The organism is Klebsiella terrigena (assembly GCF_012029655.1).
In the GTDB taxonomy this organism is placed as follows: domain Bacteria; phylum Pseudomonadota; class Gammaproteobacteria; order Enterobacterales; family Enterobacteriaceae; genus Klebsiella; species Klebsiella terrigena.
In genome coordinates this window covers 2,684,470-2,698,525 of sequence record NZ_CP050508.1, presented here as the reverse complement: position 1 = coordinate 2,698,525, position 14,056 = coordinate 2,684,470, and the positions used below count along the sequence as shown (strand labels likewise).

Sequence of the window (14,056 nt, the reverse complement as noted above, 5' to 3'; positions counted from 1 at the left end):
AGGATCGAAGGTACATGATGTTACGCAGCAATACCCTGCTACGCCGGCTGCTGTTTATATGGTTAAGCTTTGCGGCGGTCTCTATTACTTTAGGATGGCTTATCTTCGAACTCAGCCGTCAGGGGGCAGATGAGCAGATTCGACGCGAGCGCCAGATCACCGCCGCCAGCTGTGAAACGCTGCGGATCGCGGCAACCCGCGCGGGTCTTAGCGCCGACGCCGGGAAGATAAACCTGAGCCCACAGTGGGTTTCCGGCGCGCAGGCGGTTATCGATCTCACGCTGAGAGACCGGCCCGGCGTCGAAGGCGGGCTGTGGAGCATGGGCTCGGGAGTCGTCGCCTACGCTTTCCCGACCTATGACGGCAGCGGCATCAAACGCGATCCGCCCAGCGCTGAACTGGAGCGAATTGAGTCCACCAGCCGTCGCGCCCTGGATGGGAAACGCTCCGTTACCGACGTACGTCCCGGCCTGCGTGAGGCGGTCATTTTTTCCGCATGCCCGCTGGAGCAAAATTCGGCCCTGGTTGCCTGGACGCTATCCCGCGTGCCGACCATAACGGGTGATGCCCTCGACCGGCTGGTGCTGGCGATGGCGCTTTTACTCGGTTTTGTCCTTTTATCCGGCAGCTGGCTGGGCTGGACGCTCACCCGCTGGTCCCGCGGCGTTCATTATCTGGCGGGAGTGCTGGAGCAATCCAGAACTCAGTTTGACTCCTCCGCGCCGGAGCTCGCCGAGCTGTCGGGATTAGCCGACCTCGATAGGGTTACGGTCGCGCTGAATGATTACTCGCAGCGGCTGGCTTACGCCCAGCGCGAATCCGCACGCTTGTCTGCCGAGCTGGCGCAGGCGGAAAAGCTCGCGGCGCTCGGCGAGCTTTCTGCCGGGCTGGCGCATGAGATTCGCAACCCGCTGGCGACCATTCAGATGAAGGCCGAAAACGCGCTGCATGCCCCGCAGGCGAGCCGCGTAGCGCGAGCCGAAAGCGCCCTGCTGGTGGTAATAGAACAAACGGAAAGGATCAACCGGCTCGTTTCCAGCCTGCTGGCATTGACGCAACCGTTTCGCGTTGAGCGGCAGAAAGTTAACATTGAAGAGTGGTTGCTGGAGAGAATAAACGCCCACGCGGATGCCGCCCAGCGGCGTCAGATTGAGCTAACGCTGACGATTGACCCTGAATTACCCGCCCACATGAATGACCGCAAACTCTTTGACCCGTCGCAAATGGCCCGGGCGTTCGATAATCTGATATTAAACGCGCTGGCGCATGTCGCGAACGGCGGTCGGATTGAGACAGGCGCAAGGCGCCGCGCCAATGGCAACCTGCTATTGTGGGTCGCCGATGATGGCCCGGGCGTGTCTGATGAGCTGCGCGCCCGGCTGTTTAACCCTTTTATCACCGGCCGCCCGGACGGTTACGGGCTCGGTTTGGCGTTGGTACGTGAAATAGTCCATGCCCACGGCGGCAATATTTCGCTGGCAGATAGCGCGCGAGGCGCGCGTTTTGAGATGGAGCTGACATGGCCAGAGTGCTGATTGTTGATGATGATAGCGCGTTTCGCGCCAGCCTGGTCGAGGCATTAAGCGACTTAAATCATCAGGCGATCGAAGCCGACTGTACGTTGGCAGGGATGCAGCAGCTTCGCACAGGCGATATCGACATCGCCATTGTGGATCTGCGCATGCCTGGCGATGATGGGCTGGTTTTTTTGCGCCAGGCCCGGGCGCTCGCCCCCGACATCCCCTGCATCATGCTCACCGCCTACGCCAGCAGCGGCAATACCATTGAAGCCATGCGGATGGGCGCTTTTGATCACCTGACAAAACCCATCGGGCGCGCGGCGCTTGAAGAGGTGCTGACGCGCGCGCTGGATCGCATTGCAGAAAATCAGCATGGTTCAGGCAGCACCGCCGACGATATGCCCCTGGCTGACGACGATCTGGTTGGCAGCAGCGAAGCAATGCGCCAGATTTTTAAACGTATAGGCCAGGTGGCTAATAGCGATGCCACGGTGCTGATTAGCGGCGAGACGGGAACCGGGAAAGAGCTGGTGGCTCGCGAGATACACCGTAGCGGGCCGTGCGCTAGCGGCCCTTTTATCGCGGTCAACTGCGCGGCAATCCCGGCAGAGCTGATTGAGAGTGAGCTGTTCGGTCATGTGAAAGGGGCATTTTCCGGCGCCGTGGCGGACCGTCCTGGTCAGTTCCGCGCCGCTCAGGGAGGAACCCTCTTTTTAGACGAAATTGGCGATATGCCGCTCCCGGTGCAGGCGAAAATTTTACGCGCTTTGCAGGAGCGGCAGGTTACGCCGGTCGGCGGAACGCATGCTCATCCGGTAAAAGTACGCATCATCGCAGCCACGCATCACGACCTGCCGCTGGCGGTACAGGAGGGGCGCTTCCGCGAAGACCTGTGGTATCGATTACAGGTCATCACTATCGTCCTGCCCCCGCTGCGGGAAAGGTCGGGAGACGTAATTCTGCTGGCGGAGCATTTTTTACGCCAGTCGGAGAGCCATCCGCCAAAGCGTCTTTCCCAGCAGGCCTGCCAGGCGCTGCTGGCGCATATCTGGCCGGGGAACGTGCGTGAACTGCAGAATGCCATCAAAAGGGCTTCGGTGCTAAGCCAGGGGCCGACGGTTGGCCCCGAGCAGTTAGGATTAGGGCTACGGACGCCTCAGGCCGCCGATGCCGCTCCGCAGCTGAACTGGGACGGAACCCTGCAGGAAGCCCTCGCCGTTATTGAACGGCAGATGATTATGCGAGCCCTGGCGGCCACCGATAATAATCGGGCCCATGCCGCGCGTCGGCTCGGCCTCTCGCGCCAGCAGCTTTATCGTAAGCTTGAGCAGTTAGACATTAAATAACCAGGGTGTCCGTACGGCGGACAGCACGCTGTCACATTATCGGACACTTTGTGACAGATCCGCCCCGCATCGCGCCCGGTGGCGCATTTTCTTAGCTGGCACGCTCTTTGCTCTTAGAGAAATCATTGCTGTATTTCTCGGGAGTTATTATGAAAGTGTCGTTGATTGTTATCACTCTGGCAGCGGCGTTGAGCGGGCTGACAGCGGCTATCGCTGTACCGCCCCCGGCCGCTCCTCTGCCTCTACTTTCGGCTACCCCGCCTTCGCAACAGCCGATCTCGGTCGCGGAAGGTAAGGTGCGGCGGTTGCTTATCAACCCCTTCGGTGAAGTCGATGGATTACAGCTGGAAAGCGGTGTTGTCGTCGCTTTCCCACCCCATATGGGCGCCAGGCTTGCCGCAGAAGCCGCGCCGGGTCAATCCGTGCGTATTAGCGGTTTTATGGAAACCGCAAAGCGGGTAAAAGCCGAAAGTATTATCAACGTCGCCACGGGGCAGGCCCTGGTCGATCGCCCCCCGACAGTCGAGGATGAGGGCATCCCCCCTCATTTGCGGGCGAATACGCTACAGCGCTTTGAAGTCTCGGGTTCTATCGATACCGTTCTGACCGGCCCTCGCGGTGAAATCAACGGCGCGATCCTCAATGATGGCAGCATCGTGCATTTTCCTCCCGGCTCGCTGCAGAGATCGCTGGAGGCGGGAATGCCGTTCGCCGCAGCAGGGCTTGGAACGCGTAATCAGTATGGGCAGGCGCTTGAGGCCGTGAGCGTCGGCGCCACCCTTTCCTCACTTCAGCCTCTCTATCGCGGAGAGCCTTAATGGAAACCGGCCCGTGGATTTGGCTGGTTGCCGGTAGCGCAACCGTGGCGGTGATACTGCGGCCGTTTCGTCTACCTGAGGCGATATGGGCAGCCTCAGGTGTCCTGATTTTACTGATATTTCACCTTCTGCCCTTCGCCCAGGCGATGGCGGGGATCCGCCGAGGAACCTCAGTGTACCTGTTCCTCGCGGGCATGATGCTGATGGCCGAACTCGCCCGCCGGGAGCGCGTTTTTGACTGGTTAGCCGCGATGGCGGCGCGCCGGGCTGCCGGCTCCGGACCTCGCCTATTCCTGCTGATATACGCGGTGGGAACGCTGGTGACCGTTTTCCTCTCCAACGACGCAACGGCCGTGGTGCTGACGCCGGCGGTGTTTGCCGTTACCCGAGCGGTTGGCGCCTCCCCGCTGCCCTATCTCTATATTTGCGCGTTCATTGCGAATGCGGCCAGCTTCGTGTTGCCGGTCTCCAATCCGGCCAATCTGGTGGTATTCGGTACCTCGATGCCGCCGTTGTCCCGCTGGTTCGCCCTGTTTGCGCTGCCTTCGCTGGTCGCCATTGTCGCGACCTATGCGCTATTGCGCTGGAGGCTGCGGGCCGACATTGCGCCACGCCTCCACAGCGACATCTCCCCCAGCCCTTTGAGCCGCAGCGGGCGGCTGGCCGTGGCCGGTTTGGTTGGTGCGGCCGTGATTTTAACCGCCTGCGCCTGGAACGCCATCGACCTCGGTATGCCCACGCTGATGATTGCTCTGCTAACGCTGCTCCTGGTTTGGTTCCGCCGCGGGCAATCGCCGCTCAGCGTGGTTAAAGCCGTCTCGTGGAGCGTTATTCCACTGGTTGCCGCCCTGTTTGTCTTCGTGCAGGCGCTGGAGTATAGCGGCGCGATCGGCCCTCTCTCTGATGCCTTAACGCGGGTGACCACGCGCTGGCCGCAGGCTTCGGGGCTGATGGTTGGCGGCGCGCTGTCTTTGGTCAGTAACCTTGCGAATAACCTTCCGGTAGGGCTGCTGGCCGGATCGGTCCTGCAATCTGCGACGCCTGCGCCGGCGATCTCTGCCGCCGCGCTGATCGGCGTTGCGCTCGGCCCTAATCTTTCCGTTACCGGCTCGCTGGCGACCATTCTGTGGCTCAATGCCCTACGCCGGGAGGGGCTGCACGTCGGCGTGGGGCAGTTTTTCAAACTGGGGCTGCTGGTGATGCCGCCAACGCTGCTGCTTGCTCTTTTCGTTCTGCATGGAATCGCATAATGTCTTTACTCAGCACTCTTCCTCTGCGTACCCGAACGCTTGTTTCACTGGCGGTCCTTAACTTCTTTCTCGCCGACGCACGGGATGGACTCGGACCTTTTCTCGATGCCTGGCTTATCACCCAGGGCTGGACGGCTTTTGAGCTGGGCTTACTGGCAACCACCGGCGGCGCTATCGGGCTGTTTGCCGGGGTTCCTGCCGGCGCGTGGGTCGATGCCACCCGCGCCAAGCGCAGCCTACTTATTGTGCCGGTGTTGTTAACCACCCTGCTGGCTTTTGCCGCTATTTTATGGCCCAGTAAACCCGTGGTTTTTGTCTCCCAAATCTTAACCGCGCTGGCAGGGTTGCTGATTGGCCCCACCATGGTGGCTATCTCGCTGGGCCTGGTCGGACGCAGCGGTTTCACTCAACAGGTGAGCTATAACGAAGCGTGGAACCACACCGGCAACATTGTGCTGCTGATGGCGACATGGTGGATCAGCAGTGAAGCCGGCTTGTCCGGCGTCGCAACGCTGATGACGATAACCGCCGTCGTCACCGTCCTGGCAACATTAACAATCAACCCCGATGACATTGACCATGAGGTGGCTCGCGGACAGGATGAAACGCCGGGCAACAGGCAGCACAAGCCACCCTCACGGCTGCGGGTTCTGTGGTCCGATCGCGGGCTGCTGGTGTTTGCGCTAACGCTGATGCTGTTCCATTTCGCCAATGCGCCAATATCGCGTTTGCTGATCCAGCAAAATGCCATCAATCTGGATCAGCCCTTTAAAACCACGGCGATTATCATGCTGGTCGGCCAGGCCTCGGCCATTGTCGGGGCGCTGCTGGTGCCCGCCGCTATTCGCATATTTGGCCTGCGATATCTGGTGCTGTTCGCGCTGGCTACGCTACCGATACGCGGCGTGATTGCGGCACAGGCGCACGATTTCAATGCGATTTATCCCGTGCAAATTCTCGACGGCCTCGGGGCTGGCCTGCTCGGCATTTTGACACCGCTGGTGCTGGAAAAACTGCTGGCGGGGACGGGCCACTTTAACCTCGGATTTGCCAGCGTATTAACCGTGCAGGGCATTGGCGCGACCCTTAGCAGCGTCGTCGCCGGAGCCGTTGTTGAGAAGTGGGGCTACGGCCATGCCTTTCTGGTACACGGCCTCATTGCGCTATTGGCCATACTGCTGTTTGCCTTCGCGGGGCAAAGCAAACCTGCGGAGAAATACTGAACCCGAGCATCATTAATCTTTCAACAGACCGTGCCAGAACTGATGCAGATCAGCCATACCTTACGCGCCATGTGCTATCACATTACGCGGCTGGTGGCGTTATTTATCTGCTTTATTGCGCCTCATTCCAGCTGATTAAGCAACTTACATCGATATCTTAAAAATTTCCTGATACCAAGGACGATCCTATCCATGAATAAGCGGCCGCTCTTCCTGCTGGCTCTCGTGTTACCCCTGAGCGCACAGGCCAACGTTTATTATATCAAAGCCGATACCGTCAAGAATACCAGCGTTAATGAGGCTGCCATTTACTTCAACGGCGCGATCAATAACCGAACCGTCACCTGGTTATTATCCTCGCTTGCAGAAATAGCAGGCAGGTACCGCAATATCAAGAATATCGATATATATCTCAACAGCGAAGGCGGGGATATGGACGCCGGGTACGTGGCCTATGAAGCGCTGCGCAAGAGTGCGATCAAACTGAATATGATCGATGCTTCAGTGATAGCCTCAGCGGCAACCATGATTTACTGCGGATCGGATGAGCGTTACGCCATGCCGCTTGCCAGATTCATGCTTCATCCTGCCGCCGCGTGGAACGACAAAGCGGATTATCTGAAACCCGATCAGGCCAGGCGCATTCTGGAAGATGCTGAAAGCTACAACGTCCTGTTTCGCACTATCTATTCGACCTGTACAAAAATCTCCGCCGATGAACTGAATAAAATAACGGCCTCGGAAACCGGACGCGTATTTTATAAGGTCGATGAGGCAGCCAAAGCCGGCCTGGTCACTCGCGGTATCAAAGAGAGCCATAGCTATTCGGTAACCTACTACGTTACCGACGGCGATAGTTAAGATAGTCGTGCAGAGAATATTTCCATACGGTCCGTGGCAGACACAATGACCTTAAAAGCCGGCACGAGCAGAACACGTTTAGCGCTAACGGTTCACTCGCCCCGGCTTATTATTGCGGGCGGGCGGAATAATAAGCCGGAAAAATAACGTATCGTCACATCTGACTGACAAGCATCACAGCGCCTGCGCAAGGCGGCGAATCCCCTCCTCGAGCGTTGCGGGCGAATGGTTGGCAAAGCCCAGCAATACTCCCTCTCGTTCCATTGGCCGCTGGCAGTAGCGGGCAAAGGTTTGGATCCCCATCCCCAGCTCGCGGGCTCTCTCCACCACGTATTCTGCCGTCAGGCCGCCGTGCAGCCAGCACACCAGATGCACGCCGGAATCCGTCGGATGAACGGTCATTTTCTGCGGCAGATAGCGCTCAACCGCGGCGGCCAGCGCCAGCTTACGCTCATAGCAGGCTTTGCGGACCCGGCGAACGTGGCTGGCGTAGTGGCCTTCTGCGATAAAACGGGCCAGCACCGCCTGCTCAAGATAGCCGCTGCACAGATCGGAGAAGTATTTCGTCGTGGCAAACTGTTCGCGTAAATGGCCGGGAACGACCAGGAAACCGAGGCGAAACTCCGGATACATCATCTTCGAGAACGTCCCGGCGTAAATGACCCGATTATGCTTATCCAGCCCCTGCAGGGCCTGCAATGAACGCGCGGCGTAGCGAAACTCGCTATTGTAATCGTCTTCGAAGATCCAGGCCTGCCGGGATTCGGCCCACTCCAGCAGGGCCAGCCTGCGCGTGAGGCTAAGGGTGGCGCACAGCGGAAACTGGTGCGAGGGTGCGGTATAGGCCAGCCGGGCGTGAGGATAATGCGCCATCCCGTGGTCAACGTCCATTCCCTGGCTATCGACCCTTACCGGCCTGACCGTTGCCCCTACCGAGGCAAAAGCGCCGCGGGCACCGTTATAGCCGGGATCGTCGAGCCACACCTCATCCCCGCGCGAAAGCAGCGAGCGCGCGGTGATATCCAGCGCCTGCTGGATACCGTTGACGATAATCACGCGATCCTCCGTGCAGTTAACCCCTCGCGTCGACTGAATGTACTGACATATCACCCGCCGCAGAGGTTGATAACCATTGGGGCTGGCGTGAAGGCCAATCTCGCGGCGCGACTGCCGCCAGACTCTCCCCAGCAGCCGGCCCCAGAGATCGTAGGGGAAGAGATCGGTGCAGCCGACGCCTACGGCAAACAGGCGGTTTGCGCCGCCTCCGGCCTGGCTTTCTGACCACAGGGGGCGCAGCGCGGTGATATCCGGATTCAGCGACCCGACCGACGGCGGATCGTCAACCTGCCCGCCACCCGCGCCGTCCGTATGGATAAGCCAGTCGGGGATATGCGTGACCACAAAGGTCCCCGCGCCCTCCCGCGTGACCAGATAGCCCTCATCGCTCAGGCGCTCAAAGCCGGCAATCACCGAGTTACGCGAAATTCCCATCACTTCGGCCAACGCGCGGCTGGAGGGAATTTTTGCGCCCGCGCTCAGGCGGCCGTCGAGAATAGCGCGGCGAAGAGCATGATAGACCTGATCCTTGATGGTCCCGCTATCTAACAGCAGATCCTGAAACAGAGGAGAAACGGCTTTTTTCACAGGTGCCCACGTCCTTTTGGTAAAAGTGGATCCTATAAATATACAAAAAGCGTGACTTACCTGGAACCAAAAATCCCCCTAACATCACCGGCACAGAGACAATCGGGTCATGACATAAACAAGGAAAAGCGATGCACAGAGCAGCAATGACCGGCGATCCAGACAATATTACTGTCGAGATCGTTGCCGAAAATGATTACCCGCAGTGGTTAGCGTTATGGAAAAACTATCAGACGTTTTATCGCGTCGATATTGCGGAAAGCACCACCCGGCTAACCTGGAACCGTTTCTTTAATCCCATCGAGCCGGTGTACTGCGCGGTGGCAAAAGAGAACGGAACCGTCGTCGGGCTGGTGCACTACCTGTTTCACCGTTCGACCTGGGCCGACACGGATTACTGCTATCTGGAGGACCTCTTTGTCAGCGCCGATGTGCGGGGCAAGCAGATTGGTAAGCGGCTTATCGAGCACGTTCAGCGGCAGGCAAGAAAGCGGCACTGCGCCCACCTTTACTGGCATACGCATGAAACGAACCTGCGCGGGCAGCGGCTTTACGACTGGATAGCCAGCAAAAGCGGGATGATCGAATACCGTATGCCGCTGAGGTAGGCCCGCGCGGGAACGGCGGCCTCCTTCCCGCCCTTTGCATAGCGCAGCAGTAACGTCCGGCGGCAGTCGATGCCGACCCGCCGGGCCGTGGGTGAACGCCGCGCCGCGATCGCGGACAAAGAACGATGCCCCGTCTCAGCTCTCAGCTCTCAGCTCTGCGCGGGAAATTTCGCAAACAGCGGCAGCTCCTCAAGCTGCTGAGAGATCGCCTGCAGGCGCGGATAGTCGCCGGCGCTGACCACCTCTGGAATCATCATCTGAATGAACCCCCACACCACGGCGCTGGTAATGGCGACCTGATCCAGCCGGGCGTCGTTGATTTGACGATGCTGCAGCCCGGCCTCCCATGCGGCGCAATCCGCCAACAGCTGCCGGGTGACCCGGTCTATCCACGGCTGGTGCCGTTTCTCCTCCGGCCGCAGGCGATGCTCGTAGACGTGCTGCACCGCCTTCTCACCCGCCGCGAGCGCCAGCCCGAGCAGACGGCTATCTTCCGCCAGCGCCGCAATATCCGCGGGCAAAAGCTTAGAGGCGGCATCCGCCTGCGCTTCCAGATAGTGCAATATCAGAGTGGAATCCATTAACACCGTGCCATCATCCAGCAGCAGAGTTGGGGCTTTCACCGCCGGATTCAGCTCGGCAAAGGCCGCATAGTCGCTAAACACGGACAGCGGCAGGTGTTCAAAAGCCACGCCGTAAGCCGCCAGCGATATTGCTACGCGCCGCACATAGGGTGAATCCAGCATGCCAATCAGTTTCATTACCACTCCTTGTTAATTTGTGGATGCAAAAGTTATTACGCTCGCGCAGGCACGCTTTATGCACCAGCGGACGAGCAGGCTGAGAGCGATTCCCTCAAACGCCCGGCAGAACTAAGATAAACATGGAATAGCGCGCCGTTCAGGGTAAAGTAAGCGACTCTCAGCGTGATAGCGACACTCGAAAATACCAGCGTCACGCCCTGATAATTGGCAAAGGCATGAACACCGTACCCGCTTAGGTCAGAGGACCTCGGGCCAGGACTTATTCCCTCGCGCAGACTGGCACCCATTAGTCCGATCCAACAAGGAAATATATGCTGACCACACTGATCTACCGGAGTCAGTTAGCTCCCGCCTGGCAGCCAACCGGCCTGGGCACTCTCGTCAGCCGGGCACGACAGAAAAACACAAATCTCCACGTCACCGGTATCCTGATTTTTAGTGGGTCGCAGTTTTTTCAGGTCCTGGAGGGCGATGAGCAGGTGGTCGATGCGCTATTCAGCCAGATCCGCAACGACCCGCGCCACACCGACGTGGTGGAGCTAATGCGCGATTATTCTGCCTACCGGCGGTTTCGCGATATCGGTATGCATCTGTTTGATTTGCAGCTAAACAAGCCGGGGGCGTTGACGGAACAGATCCTCCATTTAGGTGAGTTCAGAAACACGCTCTCTGCGGATGACCGGATGTTCAAGTTTATCAAGGCCTTTATCGCGCACGGCGGGCGCTATATTCTGCCGGAAGGGCTCAATCCCGCGCTGTGGACTATGGAGAGCCGTGGCACCCCTTCGCTCTGCCCGCTGTCGGGATTGTCTCCCGGGCAACCCTGCCAGTTCGCGCTTCAGCCGATTGTCGAGCCGGAAAGCGGCCATATCTCATCGTTTGAAGCGCTGATCCGCAGCCCATCTGGCGGCTCACCGGCGGAGATGTTCTCTTCGGTGCCGGAAAAGAAGCGCTACGATTTCGATCTCGAAACCAAAGCCTACGCCTTTTCGCTTGCCGGCAGCATTAACCTCGGCGAGCAGCGGCTGGCGGTTAACCTGCTGCCTGGCTCGCTGTATAACCGCTCCGGCTCGGTGGCGTTTTTACTGGATAAAATCCGCGACGCCGGGCTAAAGCCGGAGCAAATTATAATAGAAGTCACCGAAACCGAGGTTATCTCCGGTTTTACCGAGTTTCAGCAGGTGCTGAAGGATATTCGCGTGGCCGGCATGAGCCTGGCTATTGACGATTTTGGCGCCGGCTATTCTGGACTTTCGCTTCTGACCCGCTTCCAGCCGAATAAAATTAAGATCGACGCCGAGCTGGTGCGCAATATTCATATGAGCGGAGCCAAGCAGGCGATTGTGGTGTCCGTGGTCAGATGCTGCGAAGACCTCGGGATCGCCGTCGTCGCCGAGGGCGTGGAGAGCATTGCTGAGTGGTGCTGGCTCCACGCCATCGGAATTCGTCTTTTCCAGGGCTTTTTATTCTCCCGACCCCAGTTGAACGGCGTCGGAGAAGTCCGCTGGCCGGTCAGACTCCCCGGAAAAGGGCTGCCAGCGGCCACACTGGCGCCATAAGCGGCGGTCAATCCTCCGTTAACGCCGCCATCAGCGCGCTCGTGCCCAGCGGTGGAGGCCGGATAATCTCCGCCGCTGCTGACAAATAATCAGCTGACGAGCGATTTATCTGCCGCCGTTGAAGCGGGCTCAGGCACCGTCACCCTGAACGTCTCGCGCAGTACCTGCGGGAGCTCGTCATCGGAGAGCTGCCGCTGGCGCGTCTCCTGGCCGCGGATCGTCTTAAGCGCCTGTCCGGAGAGAATATCTCTGCCGTCGGGATGGTGTAACACGACCACTAATTGCCTGACAAACACGGTGTCCGGGTGGGTAGAATTCAGATAGTTGGCGGGCTCAAAATCGATCAGCTCGTGGCGCGAGAGATCGAAACTGTATTGGTTGTGCCAGCCGCTATCAACCCACGCCTGCAGCGTATACACGCCTGTCGCATCGAGGCTGAGACGGAAGGTATCCGGATTTTGCGGCTGTTCAGTATCAAGAATGGCGAGGTCAACGGGCGCCCGTATTCCATAATGACCAAACCCGAGATCGCACAGCCAGCGCCTGCCGTCGACAAAAGCAATGACCACCATATGCGTTCGCGGGCGACGGGCTGGATAGAACATCGGGCGCGCGGCGGCAAACTGGTAAGGGATCCCCAGCGCTTCAAGCGCCATCGCAAACAGCGCGTTAACTTCGTAGCAATATCCGCCCCGCTGCCGTCCGATCAGTTTTTCGACAATATCTTCCGCGACCAGCGAAACGCCTTTCCCGTTCCGCACGTCGATATTCTCAAACGGAATTGAAAAGAGCTGTCTCTGCATAACGTCATGCAGCGTTGCGGCATCCGCCCGTGCCGACCCGTGATAATCAATGCGCTGAAAATAGGCGGCAAGGTCAAAATTTTTAGCTTTCATGGCAATCTCCGTGGTTTCGTCATCTGCAGCCGAGAATAGCGTTACGGGCGCTAAGGGGATATATTCAGATTTATTGAAAACCAGCCTGTACAGATCCCATGCTTCCCCGCTATCAGCGCATTGCCCTTTCGCTCCAACAGGCCATCATTGCCGGCGCGCTTCATCCCGGCGACCGCCTGCTTTCAGTACGCAAGCTGGCTGAACGGGAGCAGGTCAGCATCCCGACGGCCCAGGAAGCATTGCGTTTTCTGGAAGCCGAAGGGCTGATCGTCGCCCGCCCGCGCTCCGGGTACTACGTCAACCTCGTCGCCTCCGCGGTCACATCTGGCGCGATCCCCAACGCCGCGCCGGTCTCCGTGGATATGTCGACCCTCGCCAGAACGCTGTTTAGCCGTCAGGAGAGTCGTCTGGTTCCGCCCGGTGCCGCGCAGCCCGATCCGGCCTGGCTGCCGGCGGCCCGGCTGCAGCGGGTTCTACAGTCCGCAAGCCGGCGTCTGGAGGCCTGCGGGCAGACCTACAGCATGCCGCCGGGAAGAGCCGATCTGCGTTATCAGATAGCCCGCAGGGCCGTCCAGTGGGGCGCGACCTTCGGCCCCGACGAACTGATCGTCACGGGCGGGGCCACTCAGGCCGTACGCCTGGCGCTACAGGCCGTCTGCGTTGCCGGGGATGTTGTGGCGATCGAACGTCCCGCCTGGTTCGGCGCACTGCTGCTTCTGGAGTCAATGGGCCTCAAGGCGCTGGAAATCGCCACCGATCCGCAGGAAGGCATCTCCCTTCCGGCGCTGAATGAGGCCATCGTCAACTATCGCCCTGCCGCGGTGCTGGTCTCTCCCAGCGCGCAGAACCCAACGGGCGCCGTGATGCCGGTAGCCGCCAAAAGGGAGCTGGTTTCGATGCTGGAGAGACACGGCGTTCCGCTGATTGAAGATGACGTCTATGGCGACCTGGTCGGGGATGCCGCCCGTCCGCCGGCGTGTAAGGCATTTGACCGCAGCGGCTCCGTGCTGTACTGCTCCTCGGTGTCGAAAGCGCTGACGCCAGGCTGGCGCACGGGTTGGATCGCGCCGGGCCGCTACTATGAAGAGGTGATGAAAATTCGGCTGGCCAGCGACTGGGCCGGCTCGCCGCTGACGGAGGCGGCGGTAAGCGATTTTATGTCCAGAGGGGACTACGATCGTCACCTTTTACGCCTGAAGAGCAGGATCAAAAAAAGCGTCGACATCGTATCCAGCACGGTAGCGGCTCAATTTCCCGAGCAAACCCGGGTGGTCATTCCGCAGGCCGGATTCCTAATGTGGGTGGAGCTACCTAAATCCATTAACGCGCTGGACGTGCACCGCGCCGCGCTTGACGCCGGAATTGGCGTCAGTCCGGGCCAGCTTTTTTCCCCGCGCCAGGATATGACCCATTATCTCCGGCTTAATTGCGCCTGCGAACCTACGCCACAGCTGATAGCGGCGGTAATAAAGCTCGGCGAGATTTGTCAGCACGCGGATAATAAGAATTAATAGCCTGGCGGGAGCGTTATTGATATTGCGCAGTACTGGCGGCGGATTGGCCGCCG

At 59.2% G+C, this 14,056-nt stretch carries 12 protein-coding genes; 9 read left to right on the top strand and 3 right to left on the bottom strand.

Annotation, left to right across the window (positions count from 1 at the left end; translation table 11 throughout):
• The first annotated feature begins 14 nt into the window (after window positions 1–14).
• From HCK03_RS12660 to HCK03_RS12635, 6 genes are all read left to right on the top strand, one after another.
• Window positions 15–1,535 carry a sensor histidine kinase gene (locus tag HCK03_RS12660; protein WP_228283780.1) on the top strand — a complete coding sequence of 507 codons (1,521 nt, stop codon included), beginning with the start codon at window positions 15–17 and terminating at the stop codon, window positions 1,533–1,535.
• The gene (locus HCK03_RS12655; protein ID WP_134526184.1) at window positions 1,520–2,866 is read left to right on the top strand and encodes a sigma-54-dependent transcriptional regulator; all 1,347 of its coding nucleotides are present in this window, start codon (window positions 1,520–1,522) and stop codon (window positions 2,864–2,866) included. The genes HCK03_RS12660 and HCK03_RS12655 overlap by 16 nt, the downstream gene beginning before the upstream one ends.
• Window positions 2,867–3,015: 149 nt before the next feature.
• Window positions 3,016–3,684 carry a hypothetical protein gene (locus tag HCK03_RS12650; protein ID WP_167691668.1) on the top strand — a complete coding sequence of 223 codons (669 nt, stop codon included), beginning with the start codon at window positions 3,016–3,018 and terminating at the stop codon, window positions 3,682–3,684.
• Complete coding sequence (locus HCK03_RS12645; RefSeq protein ID WP_167691667.1) at window positions 3,684–4,934, top strand: arsenic transporter; 1,251 nt, start codon at window positions 3,684–3,686, stop codon at window positions 4,932–4,934. Before HCK03_RS12650 ends, HCK03_RS12645 begins: the two co-directional genes overlap by 1 nt.
• Window positions 4,934–6,157, top strand: a complete 1,224-nt coding sequence (locus HCK03_RS12640; protein WP_167691666.1) for an MFS transporter — start codon at window positions 4,934–4,936, stop codon at window positions 6,155–6,157. Before HCK03_RS12645 ends, HCK03_RS12640 begins: the two co-directional genes overlap by 1 nt.
• A gap of 192 nt (window positions 6,158–6,349) precedes the next feature.
• Window positions 6,350–7,018 carry an ATP-dependent Clp protease proteolytic subunit gene (locus HCK03_RS12635; RefSeq protein ID WP_115192616.1) on the top strand — a complete coding sequence of 223 codons (669 nt, stop codon included), beginning with the start codon at window positions 6,350–6,352 and terminating at the stop codon, window positions 7,016–7,018.
• 174 nt (window positions 7,019–7,192) lie between these two features.
• On the opposite strand, the gene pdxR is transcribed toward HCK03_RS12635, so the two are convergent.
• Window positions 7,193–8,662, bottom strand: coding sequence for a MocR-like pyridoxine biosynthesis transcription factor PdxR (gene pdxR, locus HCK03_RS12630; protein WP_041145714.1), 1,470 nt, complete (start codon window positions 8,660–8,662; stop codon window positions 7,193–7,195).
• A gap of 146 nt (window positions 8,663–8,808) precedes the next feature.
• Between pdxR and HCK03_RS12625 the strand changes: the two genes are divergently transcribed.
• On the top strand, window positions 8,809–9,270 hold the full coding sequence (locus tag HCK03_RS12625; RefSeq protein ID WP_115192614.1) for a GNAT family N-acetyltransferase: 462 nt from the start codon (window positions 8,809–8,811) through the stop codon (window positions 9,268–9,270).
• 149 nt (window positions 9,271–9,419) lie between these two features.
• Here the strand turns inward: HCK03_RS12625 and HCK03_RS12620 are convergent, their stop codons facing one another.
• Entirely contained in the window at window positions 9,420–10,031 is a 612-nt protein-coding gene (locus tag HCK03_RS12620; RefSeq protein WP_167691665.1) for a glutathione S-transferase, read from the bottom strand.
• A gap of 314 nt (window positions 10,032–10,345) precedes the next feature.
• On the opposite strand from HCK03_RS12620, the gene HCK03_RS12615 reads away from it, so the two are divergent.
• Window positions 10,346–11,593: a diguanylate phosphodiesterase gene (locus HCK03_RS12615; RefSeq protein ID WP_052474527.1), complete on the top strand. Its 1,248-nt coding sequence runs from the start codon at window positions 10,346–10,348 to the stop codon at window positions 11,591–11,593.
• Window positions 11,594–11,682: 89 nt separating this feature from the next.
• On the opposite strand, the gene HCK03_RS12610 is transcribed toward HCK03_RS12615, so the two are convergent.
• Entirely contained in the window at window positions 11,683–12,489 is an 807-nt protein-coding gene (locus tag HCK03_RS12610) for an arylamine N-acetyltransferase family protein (protein ID WP_167691664.1), read from the bottom strand.
• 98 nt (window positions 12,490–12,587) lie between these two features.
• Here HCK03_RS12610 and HCK03_RS12605 point away from each other — a divergent pair, with 98 nt between their 5' ends.
• Window positions 12,588–14,000 carry an aminotransferase-like domain-containing protein gene (locus HCK03_RS12605; RefSeq protein ID WP_167691663.1) on the top strand — a complete coding sequence of 471 codons (1,413 nt, stop codon included), beginning with the start codon at window positions 12,588–12,590 and terminating at the stop codon, window positions 13,998–14,000.
• Window positions 14,001–14,056 lie beyond the last annotated feature (56 nt).

What these genes read in the sequence shown, in the direction of transcription:
- HCK03_RS12655 (WP_134526184.1), top strand. Translation starts at nt 1,520, where the DNA reads ATGGCCAGAGTGCTGATTGTTGATGATGATAGCGCGTTTCGCGCCAGC.
- HCK03_RS12650 (WP_167691668.1), top strand. Translation starts at nt 3,016, where the DNA reads ATGAAAGTGTCGTTGATTGTTATCACTCTGGCAGCGGCGTTGAGCGGG.
- HCK03_RS12635 (WP_115192616.1), top strand. Translation starts at nt 6,350, where the DNA reads ATGAATAAGCGGCCGCTCTTCCTGCTGGCTCTCGTGTTACCCCTGAGC.
- HCK03_RS12660 (WP_228283780.1), top strand. Translation starts at nt 15, where the DNA reads ATGATGTTACGCAGCAATACCCTGCTACGCCGGCTGCTGTTTATATGG.
- HCK03_RS12605 (WP_167691663.1), top strand. Translation starts at nt 12,588, where the DNA reads ATGCTTCCCCGCTATCAGCGCATTGCCCTTTCGCTCCAACAGGCCATC.
- HCK03_RS12615 (WP_052474527.1), top strand. Translation starts at nt 10,346, where the DNA reads ATGCTGACCACACTGATCTACCGGAGTCAGTTAGCTCCCGCCTGGCAG.
- HCK03_RS12645 (WP_167691667.1), top strand. Translation starts at nt 3,684, where the DNA reads ATGGAAACCGGCCCGTGGATTTGGCTGGTTGCCGGTAGCGCAACCGTG.
- HCK03_RS12625 (WP_115192614.1), top strand. Translation starts at nt 8,809, where the DNA reads ATGACCGGCGATCCAGACAATATTACTGTCGAGATCGTTGCCGAAAAT.
- HCK03_RS12640 (WP_167691666.1), top strand. Translation starts at nt 4,934, where the DNA reads ATGTCTTTACTCAGCACTCTTCCTCTGCGTACCCGAACGCTTGTTTCA.
- HCK03_RS12620 (WP_167691665.1), bottom strand. Translation starts at nt 10,031, where the DNA reads ATGAAACTGATTGGCATGCTGGATTCACCCTATGTGCGGCGCGTAGCA.
- HCK03_RS12610 (WP_167691664.1), bottom strand. Translation starts at nt 12,489, where the DNA reads ATGAAAGCTAAAAATTTTGACCTTGCCGCCTATTTTCAGCGCATTGAT.